This window comes from Microbulbifer mixtoriginis (SeqCode), assembly GCF_052466695.1.
This window is the reverse complement of the sequence record NZ_CP174285.1, coordinates 2,931,058-2,950,688: the sequence shown is the minus strand read 5'-3', so window position 1 is coordinate 2,950,688 and position 19,631 is coordinate 2,931,058. Positions and strand designations below refer to the sequence as shown.

Below are 19,631 nucleotides of genomic sequence, written 5' to 3'. Positions count from 1 at the left end.
CTCAGGCGATGGAGTCGTCCACAGGCTGCGCTAATTCCGCAAGATAGTTGCTACAAAATCGCAGTATATCGGTCACTGTGACGATACCCACCAGTTCTCCTTCGCGCATGACCAGCACCGAGCCGATACCCGTATCGGCCATAGCCATTAGGATTTTATCCAACGGATCGTGGATATCGGCAATAAAGGGCCGGCGCGCGCACAGGTCGTGGACATAGAGTTGTTGCTCTTCCAGTCGGTGTCCGGGGGCGTTGGCCCTTTCGATATCTCCCTTGGAGATGACCGTTTCCAGGTCTCCGGCACGGGTTACTGGCAGATGACGCACCTTGTGCTCTTCCATTAGCGCAAGGGCATCCTCAACAGTGGCATCAATATCGATGTGATAGGGAAACGGCGTCATCAGAGCCGCTAAAGTGGGCATGTGATGAATATTATGGGTATTGGACATAGCGAGCGTCAGGTATCCAATGGTTTTTGGCAATGAGCGCTATAACAAAAGTCAGCGCAATAATTTGCAATTGGCGACTGCGGTTACAATATAGACAAAATAGGGATGTTTGAATATCCTTTTGTTCAGGCGAATATCCACGCCTTTGTTACATTTTGTTAGCAATAACCGTGAAGATTCCTATTATATTCAAATGATAGAGCGTAAACGGTTGATATTTGTTGGCGAAAGATTATTATTCGCGACCTCAGCCGAGAAATATAATCAGTGTTTCGGTTTCAATACCGGAAAAGGCTGAAGTCGGCTAGCTTTTAATAATGCATTTGCCGAATATATCTAGCGCTGGAGTCGACCGGTGCAAGGGTATCTCGTTTTTCATTCGGCTAATTCGTAATATGCCGAATATAACATCACTTAACCGCCAGTAATCGGCTAGTGGTGCTGTTAACAATTTTGATATTTCGAATAACCGGACTCGACTCTGTGTCGGCCTCCGCCACAGTGTTTTCTCTGTATTTTTAATAACCGTCGTTGAGGTTTATTGAATGTTCCAGGAATACGAACAACTCGAACAGCAAATTGCCGAGCATCAGGCAAGAATCGAAGAACTGCAGGAGCAAATGGCTCAGGCAGAACGCAAAAAAGATGGCGTTATCGCGTTTGATAAGGCACTGGTTAATCTGGCTGCCGAATATCAGATGGAAGAAGAGGAATTCTTCGTTGCACGTGGCCGCCAGGTCGTTGAGTGGCTGGTAGACCAGCTGAATGATGAAGACGCTCCTGACTACGTACAGACTCTTAAGTCTCGCGTTGCCCGTCACCTGAAAAAAGAGGGTGATAGCCCCCGTCGCGGCCGCCGTGCTGCAGCTACTGCGAGCAAGTCTGCAGAGCCGAAGCTGGAAACCGGCCACTACCGCAATCCGTATACCGGTGCCACTGTAGAGAAGAAAAAGCGCAACCCTAAAGCGCTGAGCCAGTGGATCGATGAATACGGTCTGGAAACCGTTAAAGAGTGGAAGATCTAATTCTGCTCAGGTTTCCTATCCAGCATCGGTAATACCGGTGCTGGATAATCTCCACCAGGGTATTCTTTACATTTCTTAAAAATTTAAACGCATTCTCCTGTATTTCATCGAATATGGGTTTACTGCCCCTATATCCTTTGCATAACCTCCAACCACTATTGGATTGAGAGTATCTTCTTGTGTTTACCCGAATTACCAGTCTGCTAATCATTGGCTTTATAAGTTCGCCTTGGGTCAACACTTGGGCGGAAAGCGCGACATCAAATACCAATAGCCAGACCAATAGCCAGGTTATTTATTTGGTGCGCCATGGGGAAAAGGAGCTGGGGCCTAATGCTGGCAAAGATCCACAACTAGCAAAAGCTGGCAAGGCCCGTGCCGAGCAGTTGGCGCGGATACTCAAAGGTGTGGAAATTGATGCGGTATACAGCACCGATTTTACTCGCACCAGGGAAACTGCCCGCCCATTGGCTGAACAGCGAGGTTTGCGGGTACAAAGCTATGATTACCGTAAATTAAAAGAGTTTGCCGTGGATTTGGACCAGGCCGGCGATCGAATCTTGGTCGTTGGGCATAGTAATACTACGCCGGAAATGGTGGCCCTTCTCGGAGGGGAACAAGGTGCTCCAATTAGAGAATCCAATGAATACGATCGCCTCTATATTGTTATTCGTGATCGAGGCCAGGTAACCACTCTGTTACAACGCTACGGTAAGGACAGCAGACAACATCACGTAGCTGAACTTTCACAAACGCAGTAGCCGCTTAGTTGTGTATACGCCAGTCGAGCAGCTCGCGCACAAAATCTCCAACAATCGCTGAGGCCGGTCCGTATCGGTGCTCGGTGAAAGCATCGCCCACACTGCTGGGTTCTAAATTTAATTCCACGCTGTGTGCTCCCGCCAGGTTGGCACATTCTACAAATCCGGCAGCCGGATAGACATTGCCGGAGGTGCCAATACTGATAAACAGGTCGCACTGGCTCAGGGCTTCGTAAATCGCCTCCATTTGCAGCGGCATTTCCCCAAACCACACCACATGGGGGCGCAAGGTACCTGATAGTCCACAACAGTTGCAGTGATCGCTAACCAACAGATCCTCCCGCAGGGAAAACAGCTGGCCGCTGCTGCTGCAGCGCGCTTTGAGCAGTTCGCCATGCATATGGATCAGATGATGACTGCCGGCGCGCTCATGGAGGTCATCGATATTTTGGGTAACCAACAAAAATTCCCCGGTGAATTCTTTTTCCAGTTCGGCCAAAGCCTGATGAGCTGCGTTGGGTACTACATCTCCAGATATTAGATGTTGACGACGTTCGTTGTAAAAATGCTGTACCAGCTGGGGATTACGCTCAAAAGCTTCGGGGGTAGCGACATCTTCGATACGTTGGTTTTCCCATAGGCCGTCGGCCCCGCGAAAAGTACGGATACCAGATTCTGCGGAGATACCGGCGCCGGTCAGCACCACGATACGTTGATATTGCATAGGAAATAATTTCGTCAAGCTGCTGTGATTAGGGCATAAAAATATATTGGACAGTTTACGGAGATCAATATTTCATCGAAAGCCTGAAAGCTTTAGTTATGTAGAGCAAGAAAAATATTACGGTTGATAGGCATAAATCAGATGGCCAAGTTAAAGCGGCCAAGATTGACCGCTTAATTTATTGAGATAACTTTTTTGGTTTCCTCAGTGTAATTTAAGACGAGGGCTCACCGCGCGGTTGGCCTGTCCAATGAGATAAAGCAGCATCGCCTTTGGCCAGCCGTGGATTGCTGCCAGGTGCATGCGATAGAGTGAGCGGTAGGCAAAACCTGCAATACGCCCTTCTACGGTGAGACTGCCTTTTACCAGGGTGCCCATCAAATTTCCTACCGCAGTGTATTTACTCAGTGAAACCAGAGAGCCACGATCCCGATAGTAAAAATGTTCCAGGGGTTTGTTCTCAATCAAAGCGATCAAATTGGAGGCGGTGAGTTTGGCCATCTGTTGTGCTGCTTGAGCGCGCGGCGGTACCCGTTGATCGTCACCATCGACGCAACTGGCACAATCTCCCATGGCAAAAATACTGGGATCAGTTTGAGTTTGCAGTGTGGTTTTCACCTCTATTTGATTGAGGCGATTAGTGGCGAGCCCATCGAGACGGTTGAGAAAATCGGGAGCTTTGACCCCAGCGGCCCAGACGCGAATCGCTGCGGGAATTTCCATGCCGTCACCGGTGGTGAGACCCGTGGGATTGGCACTCGCGATACTGCAACCGGTGAGTACGCGCACTCCCATTTTACTCAGTTCACGCTCGGCGTTATTGCCCAAGCGCGCCGGCAGGGCCGGCAACAGGTGCGGTCCGGCTTCGACTACGGTGATACCAATAGCGTCCGAGCTGATTCGCCCATAGTTGCCCATCTGCTTGCTTGCATCCACCAGCTCTGCCGACAACTCCACTCCGGTAGCGCCGCCACCAACTATAGCAATCTGCAAGCTGTTCTTAGTGTGGGTTTCCAGGCGCAAAAAATGATTGAGAAGCTGCTGGTGGAATTTCTGTGCCTGCTCACTGCTGTCGAGAAAGACGCAATGATCACGTACGCCGTGAGTGTGGAAATCGTTGCTCTTGCTGCCGATACAGAGAACTAAATAATCGTATTCCAGTTCGCGAGAAGCCACCAACTCATGGCCCTCGTCATCCAACACCGCCCCCAAAGTGACAACCCGACGCTTTCTGTCGAGAGACTGTAGCGCGCCGAGCTGGAATTCATAGCCGTTAGCGCGGGCGTGTACTTGATAGTTAAGGGCGTCCATATTGGCGTCTAATGCGCCAGCGGCAACTTGATGGAGGAGGGGCTTCCAGATATGGGTACGATTCTTATCGACCAGAGTAATTTGTGCTGTGGGAGAGTTGTGTCTTTTTCCCATGAACGGAGTAAAACTGAAATAGTGCCCGAGCCGCGTGGCTAGATGTAGCCCACTAGCGCCGCCGCCGATGATCACAATTTTTTTCATGGTGGGTGGTCTTCCTGTCGATTACTAATAAGCCGACTCCCCAATCTGTGAAGACCTATCGCCGCAATACATGGTTAGCGGCGCTTGTTTTGCTGCCAGTATCCTCCGCATTGGCAGTGATATCAACAGGCCCGAACAAGTGATGATAAATAGAAATAAAAGCGGAATGATTACACTTGGCTGTGTTCCGCCTCGCTATTGTGAGTGATTAACTGCCGCCAGTGGCCATCCCGACGCAGGCGTATCTTTGGCTTGGGGTTGCCCCTAGTGTTGATCACTCCAATGATGGCGGCCTGGCTGCAGCCACTCTGTAGTAGGGCGCGAACGCAGGCTTCAGCCTTACTGGCAGGAACAGCGGCGAGCAGGCCACCACAGGTCTGTGGATCAGTGAGTAGCGCCCAGTGTGGTAGGGATTGCCACTCCCGGGGGTTTTCCACAAAGGAATAGGCACTGGCGTTCTGCGGTTGTAGGCTGGATAACCAGCCGCGCTCAATGCACTGACGGGCGCCGGGAATCAGTGGCAGCGGCTCGGCGATTAGAGTGGCACTGAGCCCGTCGGGTTTCAGCATTTCCAATAAGTGGCCGAGTAAACCAAAGCCCGTGACATCAGTGAGAGCGTGGGCGCCGTGTTGGGCGAAAACCCCGGAAGCGGCGGCATTGCTGTGCAGCATGGTCTCCAATGCCTTTTGCAGCCAGCGACCTTTGGCTTCCCCCATCCCCTCGGCGGCGAGAATGGTGCCGATGCCCAAGGGTTTACTCAATATCAGACAGTCTCCTGTGTGAGCCCCACATTTTTCCAGCAGTTGCTCGCGCTCAGCCAGGCCGTTCACAGTGAGGCCCAACTGCATCTCCGCTCCTTCGGCAGTGTGGCCACCGGAGAGTACGCAATGGTGGCGGTTGAGTTCGTAAATCGTACCGGCGAGCAGCTGTTGTAAGTCCCGTTGGGTGATTTCTTCTGCCGCGGTGGGCAAGGTGGCCAATACCTGTGCGCTCACCGGGCGGGCATGCATAGCGAACAGGTCAGAGAGTGCGTGCAAAGCGGCAAGTCGCCCGAACAGCCAGGGGTCTGCAACCGGGGCGCGCAGTTGGTCGGAACTCTGCACCAATAATTGCGAGGCGGGCAGGTCCATCACGGCGGCATCATCTCCGAGTCCGCGCAGTAGGTACTCAGATTGCTGTATGGGAAGCTTGGCCAGAGCGCCGCGTAGTACTTCAGGGCCTACCTTGGCACCGCAGCCATTGCAGCGCATGCTCGCCAGAGAGATGCCTTGGCGCTGGTTGAGTATCTCGCGAGGTTGGGCGCTCGGCATCTCTTCCATGCTGATGGACAGATCGCTAAAGCGCTGCATAAAGTTGCGATCAATATGGTCTTTCCAGCGCCACAGGGGGGCTCCCACTGCGGCAAGTCCATTGCGCACCGCAACCGCGCGCTTGCCGCCACAGGCCAACAGGCTCAGAAAGCGCTTTTGCGGTCGGTAATTTTTCAATGGCTGTCCGGTGAGAGTGGCGCGCAGATTGTGAAACAGCACCGGCCCTTGCCGCACTGCGTAGACACCTGCCTTGGGCAGCGGCCCGGCGGAAAAACTGGCCACGTCACCGGCGGCAAAGATTTCCTGATGTCCCTGGGCACGCAGTTTACGGTCTACTACTACGAAGCCTTTATCGTCCAGAGCTAGCTGGGAATCCGCCAGCCAGGGGGGAGCACAAGCGTTGGTTGAGAGCAGCACCTGATCCAGGTTGAGTAGCTCGCCATTGTTGCTGCGTACGCCCTGCTCTGTAATTTCTGATACCGGCCAGTTGTGATGTATCTCTACGCCGAGGCTATCGAGCTCACGGGCCACTAGTTTTCGCGCGAGGAAAGGATAGCCTTGCGGTATTTCATCAGCTCCGTGTATCAGGTGTATTTGTACGCGCCCGGAATAGATCTGCTCCTCCAGGCTATAAGCCATTGCCATGGCCAGTTCGCAACCACCGGCACCGCCGCCGACAATACCCAGGCGCAGAGATGTGCGATTTTTCTGTACATGTCTCTGCAGTTTTTGCCAGAAGTTGTAAAAATGCCCGATAGGCTTGATGGGGATTGCCAATTCTGAGCCGGGCAGTTCACGCACCGGGGTGGCACCGACATCCAGGGACAAGAGGTCGTACTCTAATGGTGGACGCCCGAGCAGGGATACCGTGTGCGCCTTTACGTCGATATGGTGGGCACAGGCCTGAATAAAACGAGCGCCTGCAGCGCGACACAGGCGCGCCAGATCGATATGGGTGTCATCCAGTGAATAGTGGCCCGCTACCATCCCCGGCAACATGCCGGAATAGGCGGTTTGGATTTGTGGAGAAACCAATGTCAGGCGCGCACCCGGCAGCGGGTTCATTGCCCACATTTGCAACACTATGGCATGGGTGTGGCCACCGCCGACCAGAACGATATCCTGGTAGTTAGGATGCTCCTGCATTTTTGCTCACTACTGATTTCTGCAACAGTTGCTGGGGTAAAGCCATTGCCCGCCAGCCAAATTCTCCCGCCGCGCAAATTCACTTCTGGATAAATTTTAGACAGCGTGAGTTGGGGCGAGACTGATCACACGACGTCAACCTTCATTATCGCGAATCGCGACGCCAGGGTAAAAAAAACTGTGGGGCTGGTCTTTACTTTATGGGCTTGGCTGTCGTTGCAGCTTGCGTTCAACTCATTTCGCGGCGCGATTTTTCCAATGCCAACAGAGCCTGCCCGTCATAATGCCCGCTTTCATCACCTGCTGTGGTGGTTGATTGGCGGATTATTATTGCTGGAAGGCTTTTCATTCGTGCTTTCCGGTTTGGTACGCGATAAGGCCAGTTCATGGATGGCCGAGCGCGGCCTGGATTTTCAGGCGCAACACTTTCGAGTGTCTCTGCTGGATTTAAGCTTGTTGCTTGTAGATGCGCGTGCAATCAACCGCGAGGGGAGAGGGTTTTCCGCCCAGGAAATTCTGCTGGATTACAGTTGGTGGCAGTTGCTGCGTGGTCGCGCCAATCTGCCTCGAGTCTCTATTAGTGGCGCCTATATGGATCTGCAATCTGTGCCGGGAGAATGGCGCAGAGAATGGGAGGTGGGCGGCTGGGATTTGGCACAGGTTGAGCGCAAGGATAGGGATTTTAAGCTGGCAATCGACCGAGCACGAATTCGTAATAGCGAACTCTGCTATTTACACAAGCCCATCTGGTCTACAGCCTCCTGCGTTTACATTGGCGATATAAGAGCGCGGGATTTCACCCTGGGGCTGTGGCGCAAAGGAAATGTTCCCCTAAAAGTTGATATTGCCGCTGCTGGGATTGAATTACACGAATTATTAGCCAGAGAGAGAAAGTCTGCGCTATATAACACGACTTTGGCGCATCTGCACTTGAAGTCTGGGGATTTTCGTTGGCCTAGTTTGCGCACCGAAGCGGATGCCTTCCACGCAGAATTTTTTTCCAGTTGCCCACCACAACAGTGGGCCGATGCGATTCACGGATTACAGCGCCTGATCGGCCACTGTGCCGCAGCGCGTCGCCTGAAAGCCGCTGGGGATTTAAAATTTGATTTTGGTCGTGTCGCTATGGCGCAGTGGCGCCGTGCCAATGGCGAAGGCGTTATATTACGGCGCAGCGATCAGCGTTGGCAGGACTGGCGCGCAGAAACCATTGCTATCCGCGATTTTGATTATGTTCGCCCGATTAAACGGCTGCGCTGGCGTCGTGCGGGCGCTACCGCCTTCGATTGGTGTCCACAGCACTTACGCGATGCCAAACACCACTTTTGTGTGCGAGCCACTACCCTGAACCTCCCCGGTCCTACCAAGTTTGACTGGAATCAACCGCTCAAAATAGTTACTGGTCCTAGTCGCGCCCAACAGGTGCGCTATGTGGATGTCGCCCAGCCCCACAGGCAGCCTCTGACAGCACAGCAAGCCCGGCTGGGTCCACTGGAGTTTGATAAGGCCAGCCGAATTCTCTCGGTGGGCAGTTTATCGGTGAATAGTGCCAGCGGCTGTGTGCCCGGTGAATTGTGGGGTAAACCCGATCACTGCGTGCGCTTAGCCGGTTTACGTGGAGAGGAAAAAGTAGCACTGCGTTTTGGTTCGCAGTCAAAGTCGATTCCATGGGGAGCTGCTAGTGGGCCAATGTATCTGGGACAGATGCAGCTAGAGGGATTGGCAGAAGAGAGGCTGCGACTGCGTCAATTAAAGTGGGAGGGTATCGACACTTTAGCATCGGATACACCTTACTCAATTCAGGATTTTTCCCTGGAATCCTTGTCTGGCTGCTTATCGCGTGGCTTGCTGCCTGAGGGCTTGGGGCCCTTGTGTGCCCAGCTCAGCAGTCTTAAGGGACGAGGTAATTTTGCCTGGCAACCAGGTGAGGATGGGTATGCCATTTTTGGCAAATTGGGGGTGCAACGACTCATGTTGGGAGATAGTCCCAGCGGTAATAAAGGGCTTTTACTACAGAAAATGGCCAACGGCAGCGGATATTTTCGCCGCGAAGCCGTTGAAGATCCCTGGGCTGCCAGCGCCATGGCATCAAGTATCGGCCCGATAGAGGCGGATTATGGTACGGAGAAGGGCAATCTAGAGGAACAGGAGCCTCAAGCCAGTAACCAAATGGCCAGTGTCAATGCGCCAAACTTCAAATTGGAAAATGCCAGTTTGCAGCGCTTAGATGGTTGCTTACCAGATTCTTGGGCACGGTTAATTTACCGGGATTCCCTGCCGCTTGAGAAAATGCCCACTTGCTTTGACTTTCGTGACTTGCGCCAACAACAGCCTCTTCGCATTGCTTGGCGCGGAGGCTTTGATATTGCCACTGCAGAATTTTCTATCGAACGTGCTCTGGCACACACGACACAAAATCGCTCCCTGCTAAATATTGAAGACCTGAATTTCCCATTAGTTAGAATCCGTTATTTACCGTCTGCGGCGCTCAGCACTTATATTGCCTTGCCTGAAAGTGCACTGGAAATACTGGATATTTGCCTACCGGATATCGCGGTACTTTCTGATATTCACATTCGCTGTATAGACCTTCAGAAATTGCATTTAGGCGAAGCCTTCCACTTGGAGTTTGGTCGACAGCAAGCATCGGCCAATTTGAATGACTCCAGCATTGCTCAGATTCAACTGCTGGAGATGGACGGAATAGCTGCACTGGATATTCAACGGCTTTCTCTGCCAGAATTAGAATTTCTCTGGTCCCGCAATGGTGCTGCCACTTCAGAAATAAAGTTTGACAAGCTGTCTGCAGAGTCCCTTTTGGCTTGTCTACCACAGCGACAGGGCATAATGGGAAAACTCCCCCATTGTATATACAGTCGGGACTTGCACTCTATCAATAGCAGTGGGGTGTCACTGGGAGTGACGGAATTTACCCGTGCTGCCTCTGCCGAGCCCATTTGGCAGTTTGCAAAACTTGACATTCCTCGGATTTATTTTTCCCCCGGCTCCATCGATCTCTACGATTTAACGATCGACAATATCTTAGTTTGTGGTTTACAGCGCCTGTTCCCTAGTGAAATCGATAGGGCAAACCTGGCTGACTGTATTGAAACACCACAGATAAAATTTACGGGTAACCCAATTAGTATCGGCTTTGAAAGTAGCATTGATCGGATTAGTTCTGGCGCTGTTTACACTGGTCCAATCGCTTTTTGGCAAAAAGGCAGAGATTTCCTGCAGGCAGGCCTGCAACAGTTGAGTTGGCGGGGAGTCAACTGGAATGGTGGGAAGGACTTTTCTGTTGCCGACTTAAAGATTCTCAATACCCGGGTGTGCCTGCCAGACTCCGGCAAGATTGTAACGATAGAAAGGCTTGAGCGATCCAGAGCTGGAGATACGCGGAGCTGTTATGGCGTCGATGAGCTGTATATGCCAGGTTTGCAGCGCGTATCCTTAAGTCGGCCTTTTACTCTTGAGGGCTCTTTACATTTAGCTGGTCTCTCTATTCCACGCAAAAGTACTGAGCCAATTAAAATACCCAACTTTCAGCTGGATAATATCTCTTTTGAGGGGGAGGCACTGGTACGGGTGCAGGGTGCCAGTGGCTGTTTACCCGCCGGACTTTTGAAAGACAAAAATATTGCCCCTTGTTATCAGTTGAGCCAATTACGCTTGGGAGGTATGGAAAGTCTACAAGGGGCGACCGGGAGGGTTTTTCTGCTCAGGGACATCAGTGTGGCGGAAATACAAATGCATGAGAAGGGCTTTACGCAAGCATTGTCTTTCCCGTTGTTGAAGACGCAGAGATTGCAAGTGAAGCAATTGCGTTTGGAGGGACGATCTCTAGGAGTACAACAACTACGGCTTCTGAGTATCGCCAGCTGTATTCCCGCCGGTTATTTTGATCAAGGGATTCATTGCTTCAAACTCGGAGCCGTTGAGTTGGATGGTAACTTCAATGGCGTACACGGGCTAACTCTTCCACTGTTTAAGGTTGAGAATATTGATCTTTTTTCACCACGAGGCGAATTATTAGTAGAGGGGGAAAGTATTGAGATTGCCCACTTTTCTCTGAATTCAGAAGAATGGTACTTCGCCTGGGGGGAGGCCGTACATTTCCATTTCTTCAACCGGGATCCTGGTGTTCCCGAGTTTGAACGCCACAGTACCGTTGGGGACTTTAGGTTGTTGCATATTAAAGGCTTGAGTTTCCATAAGCGTATGGAGTTATTGACGATTGATTTTATCGATTTCCTGCGCCCACGTTTTATCTTGTTGAGGGATGAGCAGGGCCAGTTTCCGGTAACCTGGGAGATTGCCGAACTGCGAGGGATACCGATTAATCAATATCTGCATAGGAAGAAAAAACACCGGCCTCCACTCTTATACCATATTGGTGATATCCACCTACGCCATGGTACTTTTACCTGGGTGGATCGAAAACATGAGTTTCGCGCACGGCTGCCAGTACGCGATATCAATCTTAATCTCAGTGATATCAGCAATGTGGGGGAGCATCCTCCAGCTGTGATTGTCGCGAATGGCCGCCCCGGTGGATTTGGCGATATTCAATTAGGGGGGACAATAGACTACTTGGGGCAAAAAAAATGGAATGCAGATCTGACCGGTTACCTGGCTAATGTAAACCTGATACCGGCTACGCCTTATATGGCCAAGCTACTTGGTTTCAAGATACTGCAGGGGCAGATGGATGCGGTGGTGAATATCCATGTCTATGAAAATCAATTAAATGCCTTTGCCGATGTGGTGTTGGAAAAAATAAAGGTTCGGCGTGTACGAAAAGATGATCAATTACCAGTTAAGAAGAGGTTTATCCCTCTGAATCTTGCCCTTTGGTTGTTAAAAGATGGTAAGGGGAATGTGAAATTTGGTATGCCCGTAACCGGCAATATCCGCGATCCAAAGTTTTCTATGGAGTATGTCTTCAGCGAGTTATTACATAAAGCCATTATGGATGCTTTATTCAGTTACTTCACCCCCTATGGTATTTATCTTTTGGCTAAATTGGCCTGGGGGCGATTTATGGCGAAGTCCTTTAATTCTATTGATTTTGCTCCCGGCAGTGCGGAGTTAAGTGGATTGGCGTTGGCACAACTTCAGCAAATGGTTGCAGTGTTACATAAACATCCAGATGCCCGTCCTGGTGTTTGTGGTATTGCCAATGCCAGGGATTGGAATGCAATGTATCCAAATTCAACAATTGGTCTACGCGGTAGTCGCAGATTTTTATCAAATTTCTACCGTAGGCCGCCTATTTTCTTGAGGGAAGAATTTGAGAAGCTAGCCTTAGAGCGCAGTCGAAAAGTTGAGCGTTATTTGATTGATGCAGGTATCCCAGCTGCTGAGCTTATTCCTTGCGCACCGGATTATATGGGACGTGACTTTGGTGATCCAAGAGTTGAGTTTTCTAATTAATATCAGTGGTATATTTCTAAAGAAAGTTGATATTTGATGGGGTGCCTTATCCTCTATGGTGGAGATATATCATCCTCTTGGATGAGTGTTTAGTAGAAGTGTAAGTGGCTATATTTATCAGTGTGGAGATATGTTGTTATTAATAAATGAAATACTTTCTATATTCTAGCTTGCTTTATTTATCAATAAAATCTGCAAGATATTTCTATGTTTTTTCAGTGAAGTTTGGGTTATAAATGCCCAAAAGGTAAATCATATTATCATATCTTGAAGTGCTTCTCAATTTTGTGACATAGTTGGGATGAGTATACCTCTCTTTGGGTAGTGCTATTTACTACTGATATTGCGATTATCTGTCAACTTATTTACTGCTATAAGTATTCAGGGATTGAATATGAGAATAATTATATTTTTCCTACTGCTGTTCTCAAGTTCTTCATTTGCTATTGAGCAGCAGCAACCTCTAAAAACCCTGTCTACATGCCTGGTTATGAATAAATGGAGCTCCTGGGGGATGTGGGAATTCCAGGTTTATGCTATGGCCAGAGAAAAAATCTTAATTGGTAATAAAGAAAACCACTTTCTTATTACGGCAGACGAACCAGGTTTTCGTCATATCGTTGCGGGGGAAGTAGTGGCAAATTACCCAGAGGCAATCACCCTGAAAGCGCTTGGTAGCCAGTGTATGGAAAACTGCCCAGAGAATCACACTAAAAGAATTAACTGGTTCAAGCGCCGTTGTAAGTTTTATGAGTCTTAGATTGCCCTGTGGCAACAGTTAGTAAGTGTACGCTTCTATAGCTTTACAGAAGAGAGAGGAAAATATGAGTGATACTAATCCAGTACAGGGAAGCTGCCTGTGTGGTTCTGTGACCATCAAGGCCGAGCTGCCTTCTTCTGACCTTGGAGTCTGTCACTGTAGCATGTGTAAAAAGTGGAGCGGTGGTCCACTGTTGGCGGTGGACTGCCAGACCAGTGTGGAAATCTCTGGTGAGGAGCATGTATCTGTATTTGACTCTTCGGACTGGGCTGAACGCGGTTTCTGTTCCAATTGTGGCTCCCATCTCTTCTACCGTTTAAAGGAAACTCAGCAGTATTCAGTTCCTGCGGGTATCTTCGAACTTCCCCCAGAAGTGACAATGACCCATCAGATATTTATTGATGAAAAGCCCACATACTATAGCTTTGCCAATGAGACCAGAAACATAACCGGCCTAGAGCTGGTCACTGAATTTTCCGGAGAGTAAGTGATCACACACTCCTGATTACTTTTGGGGGGACCATTTGTCCCCCTTTAAGGTTACTATTGTTCGCTAACAGCGCTATCGGTTTGAAAGCGGCTGTGCCCATAGCAAATCGTGGGTAATTTGGGCTATCTGGAAGCAGCATTATCAAGCTGTGAAAAGGGCCTGAAAATTTGCAATGATCAAGTAGTAATAGGGAGTGGCAGAGTGCCATGACAGAAACACAGATAGTAGAAATTTTCCTGGCCAATCAGTGGTGGTCCATAATCGCCTTGGTAGTATGTGTCATAGGTGTGACCCTGTGTTGGTTTGGGGGCCTAATGGCTGCATTGACTGCCTTGGGTAATAAGCACTGGGTTTGGGGAATTGTCACTATATTTCTTGGCCCGATTACCGGAATTCCCTATGCGTTGCGGTATAAAGAAGCGGAGTATGCTCGCTCTTTGATGCTTCGAGGAGTATGGGTGTTGTTGGTTGGTTTGGTTATTGCTATTTTGGTTTTATTTTTAGGCCGCTAGATTTATTGCGCGTTACTTTTAAGTAGCGCGTATCTCTCCAGAAGTATTTCCCTACTACATTTCTCTACTACATTTCTCTACTACATTTCTCTACTACATTTCTCTACTACATTTCTTTGCTGCTGCAGGCTGTTTTAATTGCAGGATTTATGAGATTACATTTTTTAATCTTTAAGGTTGAGTGTGATTAACTTTAGTGCTGATGCCTGCTCCGTGCTTAAAGGTTCTATATATGATTTTTTGATGTTGCTATGTTTTTAGGGTGTTGAAAATATAAGCTATTTTTGTTCGGGTTAATTATTTTTGTATTGTGGTTTTTTTAAATTGCAGGAACCTCTTAAGTTTTGATGGTGGTTTGAGTGGGGTGTTTAATTGTTCTTATTGAATTTGTTCAATGTTTTCTGAGCTTTTAATTTTGTTCGTTTTTTTTTGTGTAAAAGCTTTTGCTAAGCTTGCCTGTCTTTTAGGTTAGTGGAGAAAAATCAATTTTTCAGTTTTTAAATAGGATATTTGTACCATTTTGAGGTTATTAATGTCCTTTTTCTGTGTGTGGAAATAAAAATAAATAAAATAATTGGCGTATTTTTCTTGAAAGAGATCCATGCTCGTCGATAGAATTCGGCGTGTATTTTATTGTTGGGAATTCCGCAATAAACTGTCTTTAAAGGGATGATGGGTGCTTAAGGGAGGAAAGTCACATGTGTTGTTATTCTTAGTAGCTGCTTTTGGGTTCTTTAAAGGTGAAGAGCTTTCTATTTGCTGTTGTTTTTGAGGTTGAGGTTTTTATTTTTCGATCTATTTAGATCTCTGTCGTTTGGTTTTTAACATGTTGACTCTTGTTCGTAACTTTTTTGTGCTGCAGGTTTTAAGTGCCAGTGCTATTGCTTATGGGTCTGCCTTGAGCGGGCCGAGCACAGATACTGATGGGAAATATTCCTTGTCATATAAGTCTGTAGCGCCACTTGGGATAATGGGTGTATATCTAAAAGAGTATAAAAATGGAACTTTTACTCGGAATATTTCATTAGACTATGGGTTTTCCAGTTCAAACTCTACTAAATCTGTAACCGTTTCTTCTGCCGGTAAATACTTTTATGAGTATTGGCATGAACACTGTACTCCAGATATTATCTCCCCTGATGATTGGGAAGATAAAGTTACATCTTGCCCTGCTTCCCGATTCAATAGGGTTAAGTTAGGCACTCATACCGTTAACGTTATATTTCAACCAGCAGCGCCCTCCAGTATCAATTACGGCACTTTCGATAGTGATGGGGCTTACAAGGTTAGCTGGTCTTCCAGTACTGGTGCAGGCCGGTATGAGCTCTACCGTAGGGTAAATAGTGGCTCCTGGAGCAGGGTTTATAACGGTTCTAAAACTAGCTTTGATGAAAGTGGCCGCTCTAGTGGTAACTACCAATATCGTGTACGAGCCTGTAACACCGCAAAGAATTTATGTGGTGCTTATAAAAACGGCGGAACCATAAAGGTAGAGCTGACTCCATCAACCCCAACCTCTATCACTGTTCCCAGTTATACCTCCTCTAGCAGCGTTAGCATCAGCTGGGCTGCCAGCAGCGGGGCTACTCGCTACGAGGTACAACAACGCAAGGATAACGGCAGTTGGTCCGGCAATATTTATTCTGGTTCATCTACCAATACAACGGTTTCTTCCCTGAGCCATGGTAGTACTTACCGCTTTAGAGTGCGGGCCTGTAATACCACTTGTTCTGGCTATCGAGAAAGTAAAGATTTAGAAGTCTATTTCCGTCCTGGCGTACCAACACCTAAATTAAATACCACCACCAGCCTCGATGGTAAATATACTGTCAGCTGGAATACCAAGCAGTTTGCCACCAGTTATCAGTTGGTCGATGGCAGTGGCTCCACTCTGTACAATGGTTCTGGTTTAAGTAAGAGTTTCTCTGGTGTTAGCAATGGCTCTTATAGCTATAAGGTTCGCGCTTGTAATGCCAAGGGCACTTGCTCCAACTACTCCTCGTTAGTAACGGTTAAAGTCGATCGCGCTGTTGGTGTGCCCGTAGCCTCAGCTTCGCCAACCAACAGCTGGGATGGCAAGGTCAAGCTTAGCTGGAGCGAAGTTAAAAAAGGCGGTCTTACCGTTGAATATCAAGTGGTAGACAGTGCAAATAAGCAGCTTTATCGCGGCACTGCACGCAGCTACCAGCTGAGTAACTTGCAAGACGGGCGCCACTGCTACCGGGTGCGTGCACTGACCTCAACAGATCAGTCCAACTATTCACCGGAAGCTTGCGCCACCGTAGCGTTGCTGAAGCCACCTGTAGCGCCTAGTTATATCACTGTACCTTCCTCTACTGGCGAAGCTTATACCGTGAGCTGGCCATCAGTTGCCGAAACTGATAGTTATCTGCTGCAGCAACGTATGAATAATGGCAGCTGGAAAACCGTGTATAACGGTGCTGGCAATAGCTATAAATACAATGCCTCTCCATTAGTATTCGGTACGCACGATTATCGTGTACAGGCCGTGAACAAAGCGGGCTCTTCCGACTTTAGTAATACCTTCACGGTAACGATGGAGCTGGATCCCACGGTACAGATTCGCAAGCAGCTGTACTACAACGAAGCCGATCAGGTACCTGCGGCCCAGGAAAATCCTGCCCAGGGTATTTTCTCCCGGGATAGAGCGGCCTTCCGCTACCTGGACCTGATGTATATCGTTGATACCAACACCAATACGGTGATTAATCCTTATGCCAGTGGTGAAGCCACGGTTGAGTTTTCCAGCCTGTATGACACTGCCGAGCGTAACCGTGCCACAGATGTGGAAGCGTTTATTTTTGAGCAGCTCACTCATCATCCCAACAATGAAAACCTGCAACGTTTCACGCTGGATGTTTACTACGATCGCGCGGTAGCGGAAATGATCCTGGCTAATGAAGCCCTGGATAATGCCCGTATTAACCGCCTGCGTAACGAAGCGGTAGAGGTCGAAGTTGGTCATATAGAAACTGCACACCAGTTGTTGAAGGATGCCCTGGAGCAGTACAACTCCCTGCTGACCTATGCGCCGGAGTTTTTAGCACAATGGGGTCCCTCCCGTGGTCAAATTAGCCCCCGCTACTACGACCCCAACGACTTGGCACAAAAAGATGTAACCCCAGCAGAATTACTGTTCACCGGTTACAAAGATGTCACCATGCTCTATCAGCTGATGAGCAAATTGGCTTCTACTAAAGTGCAGCAAGCGCGTCTGGCCGTCGTTGCCGGACAGACCAATACCACCCTGCTGGCACAAATGGTTGACGAGATGAATACGCTGCGCAGTGAGTTGATTGCTAAAGAGCAATCCTTGCGTGCGATCTTCCCGGATACCGACTTTACCCAGGTGCAAGGTTTCTCTGGTCTGCCCGAAGCAGTGTATGCATGGCAAACCCATCTCAGCGATTTGGAAAACTCCGTGAGCTGGCTCACGGGCGAAACCAATATTCTGGGCCTGCCACAGGACTCAGTGTTGCTGGTACAGGGTTACGGTATCGATGGCAACACCGTGTTTGATTCCTTCAATGCACTGAGTGACTTCCTCGGTAATGACAGCAGTGGTCCTATTGCCACCGCACAGAATAGTCTCGCCGCTGCAAAAACCAGCTACGAGAACTACCGCCACAGTGCCGACAAGCTGGCCACGGAATATACCGACCGCCACCAGCAGTTGGGCAACTGGCTGTACAGCCTGTTGGGCTTGGAGTTCCCAATTAACTGCTTCAGCAAAGACTGCATTATTGTTGAAGAGTCTGCACAGCAAGGTAGTGAAATTGCGTTGCAGGCAAACAATATCGATATCGCGCAAATCGCATTGAGCAACAACCTGCAGCGTATGGAAGACCTGCTGAGTGCGATTGAAATCGAAATCGAGCGACGTGCGGAGGAAGAGGGAATCGTCGACGGCATGTCGAAGATCATCCTGGATTACGGCTCCAAGCAGGAATCCATTTCTAAGCAAATCACCAAGATTCGTAAAGAAGCGGAGAAATCCAGAAAACGCGATGGCTTCCTGAAAGTAGTGGGTGGTGCAATTAAAGCCTACTACACCGGAGATACAAGCACGCTAGAGCAAGGTATCGATCAGGTGGTTTCTAGTCATATCAATCTCAAGAGCATTAAAGATATTGGCAAGCTAGAAGCAATGAGTATTCGCTTGGGTGCAGAAGAGCGAGCGAAGCTGAATGACAGCAGCAATAAATTGTTGGATGTCGAAAGCCGAGCGCGCGTGCGCACCATGTGGCTGGAGGCAAATACCATCGCGCTGGATATTGCCCAAGCGGAAGCTACGGTTGAGCAGGAAGTAGAACGTTTAGTCGGCATGCTGAATCAGGCACAGCGGGTTATGAACCAGATGTTCACTACTAATGCCAATCTGGCCGAACGTTATTTTGCTGACCCGATCCATGCCAGCCGCCTGACTACGGAAATGTTGCGTGCAGAGCGTCACTTTGAGGAAGCGCAGAAGTGGTTGTTCTACGCGGCCAGTGCGCTGGAATACAAGTGGCAGGAATCGTTTGTGGGATCAGTGACTGGCTCCAGAAAGGAAGACATTTTCCAAGTGCGCAATGCCCAGGAACTGAGGGATTTCTATAGTGAGCTTTTGACCTTCGATCAACTTCATAAGCTTGGAAGTATAGAGCAGGCGACGGACACCTTCTCTCTGAAAGATGATGTGTTCGGCTATGTGGATAAAATCAATGGTATTTCACAAACCTATGCACATCCGGACCCCGCTCAACAAGACGGTCCGCGGCTGAGCCCGCAGCAAGCCTTGCAGGAAAAGCTGCGCCTGTTATCGCGTAAATACGGCAGTGATACCTGGATAACCGTGGAATTTAGTACTGTGAAAGAATTACCGCGCAGTAACTTCTTCCTGGGGCCGGTTATTGCCGACAACGGTGATTTGTCTTGCTTGGCAACTGGTGGTAATTACCTGGATAAAATTGAAACCGTTGGTCTTAATATCCCCCTTGCATATAGCGTTAGTGGTGAAACCGAAACGCCTGCATTTTTGACTTATGGGGGCACTAGTTTCCTGCGTAGTAAAACTCCGGGAACTCTGGTGGAAAATGCGGATGGAGTTGGTATTCAGGACGAGTTTATAACTCATAGCACTCGATTCTGGGATGCCGTTGAGGGAACTGGGCTGGCGTTCAGAAATAGCTACCGTGTTTCTATGTCTGCGAACTTGGATGTGCTTAATAGTGGCACTGGTTCAAATTCCACGATTACCAGTGCGTTTAAAGAACGCAGTGTCGCCGCCACTGGCTGGCGCTTGTCGCTCAAGTTGGCAGACCGTTATGGTTCACTGGTAGACCTCAATGCGGTTAAAGATGTTGAGTTGATCTTTAACCATCGTTTTAAACCGAGAAATGTTGATAGCTGTGGTGGCGATGATGGCACTGGTCCATTGTTGCTACTGCGTAAACCTGTAGTTCATTAATCTTATAAATAGATGCATCTCACATTATGTGAGGTGC

At 49.0% G+C, this 19,631-nt stretch carries 11 protein-coding genes; 7 read left to right on the top strand and 4 right to left on the bottom strand.

Features of this window, described 5'->3' with window-relative positions:
- Nucleotide 1 precedes the first annotated feature (1 nt).
- A complete protein-coding gene (locus tag ACJJI0_RS12795; protein WP_252083444.1) occupies nucleotides 2-448 on the bottom strand; it encodes a CBS domain-containing protein in 447 nt (148 codons plus the stop codon).
- Nucleotides 449-993: 545 nt separating this feature from the next.
- Here ACJJI0_RS12795 and ACJJI0_RS12790 point away from each other — a divergent pair.
- On the top strand, nucleotides 994-1,473 hold the full coding sequence (locus ACJJI0_RS12790; RefSeq protein ID WP_252083443.1) for a DNA binding protein: 480 nt from the start codon (nucleotides 994-996) through the stop codon (nucleotides 1,471-1,473).
- Nucleotides 1,474-1,652: 179 nt separating this feature from the next.
- Nucleotides 1,653-2,234 (top strand): SixA phosphatase family protein, encoded by a 582-nt coding sequence (locus ACJJI0_RS12785; protein WP_444882881.1) that lies wholly within the window; start codon nucleotides 1,653-1,655, stop codon nucleotides 2,232-2,234.
- A 4-nt stretch (nucleotides 2,235-2,238) separates the two neighbouring features.
- Here ACJJI0_RS12785 and cobB read toward each other — a convergent pair whose 3' ends face one another.
- The 3 genes from cobB to ACJJI0_RS12770 all read right to left on the bottom strand — a co-directional run bounded on the left by cobB (nucleotide 2,239) and on the right by ACJJI0_RS12770 (nucleotide 6,926).
- Nucleotides 2,239-2,958 carry a Sir2 family NAD+-dependent deacetylase gene (gene cobB, locus ACJJI0_RS12780; RefSeq protein ID WP_444882880.1) on the bottom strand — a complete coding sequence of 240 codons (720 nt, stop codon included), beginning with the start codon at nucleotides 2,956-2,958 and terminating at the stop codon, nucleotides 2,239-2,241.
- A 204-nt stretch (nucleotides 2,959-3,162) separates the two neighbouring features.
- On the bottom strand, nucleotides 3,163-4,470 hold the full coding sequence (locus ACJJI0_RS12775) for an NAD(P)/FAD-dependent oxidoreductase (RefSeq protein ID WP_444882879.1): 1,308 nt from the start codon (nucleotides 4,468-4,470) through the stop codon (nucleotides 3,163-3,165).
- A gap of 170 nt (nucleotides 4,471-4,640) precedes the next feature.
- Entirely contained in the window at nucleotides 4,641-6,926 is a 2,286-nt protein-coding gene (locus ACJJI0_RS12770) for a slr1591 family oxidoreductase (RefSeq protein WP_444882878.1), read from the bottom strand.
- 258 nt (nucleotides 6,927-7,184) lie between these two features.
- Here ACJJI0_RS12770 and ACJJI0_RS12765 point away from each other — a divergent pair, with 258 nt between their 5' ends.
- The 5 genes from ACJJI0_RS12765 (at nucleotide 7,185) to ACJJI0_RS12745 (ending at nucleotide 19,594) form a co-directional block, all read left to right on the top strand.
- A complete protein-coding gene (locus ACJJI0_RS12765) occupies nucleotides 7,185-12,362 on the top strand; it encodes a DUF748 domain-containing protein (protein WP_444882877.1) in 5,178 nt (1,725 codons plus the stop codon).
- A 394-nt stretch (nucleotides 12,363-12,756) separates the two neighbouring features.
- Complete coding sequence (locus ACJJI0_RS12760; RefSeq protein WP_444882876.1) at nucleotides 12,757-13,122, top strand: hypothetical protein; 366 nt, start codon at nucleotides 12,757-12,759, stop codon at nucleotides 13,120-13,122.
- Nucleotides 13,123-13,186: 64 nt separating this feature from the next.
- Nucleotides 13,187-13,609 (top strand): GFA family protein, encoded by a 423-nt coding sequence (locus ACJJI0_RS12755; protein WP_252083436.1) that lies wholly within the window; start codon nucleotides 13,187-13,189, stop codon nucleotides 13,607-13,609.
- Between the two features lie 209 nt (nucleotides 13,610-13,818).
- Nucleotides 13,819-14,124 (top strand): hypothetical protein, encoded by a 306-nt coding sequence (locus ACJJI0_RS12750; RefSeq protein ID WP_444882875.1) that lies wholly within the window; start codon nucleotides 13,819-13,821, stop codon nucleotides 14,122-14,124.
- A gap of 826 nt (nucleotides 14,125-14,950) precedes the next feature.
- Nucleotides 14,951-19,594: a fibronectin type III domain-containing protein gene (locus ACJJI0_RS12745; RefSeq protein ID WP_444882874.1), complete on the top strand. Its 4,644-nt coding sequence runs from the start codon at nucleotides 14,951-14,953 to the stop codon at nucleotides 19,592-19,594.
- Nucleotides 19,595-19,631 lie beyond the last annotated feature (37 nt).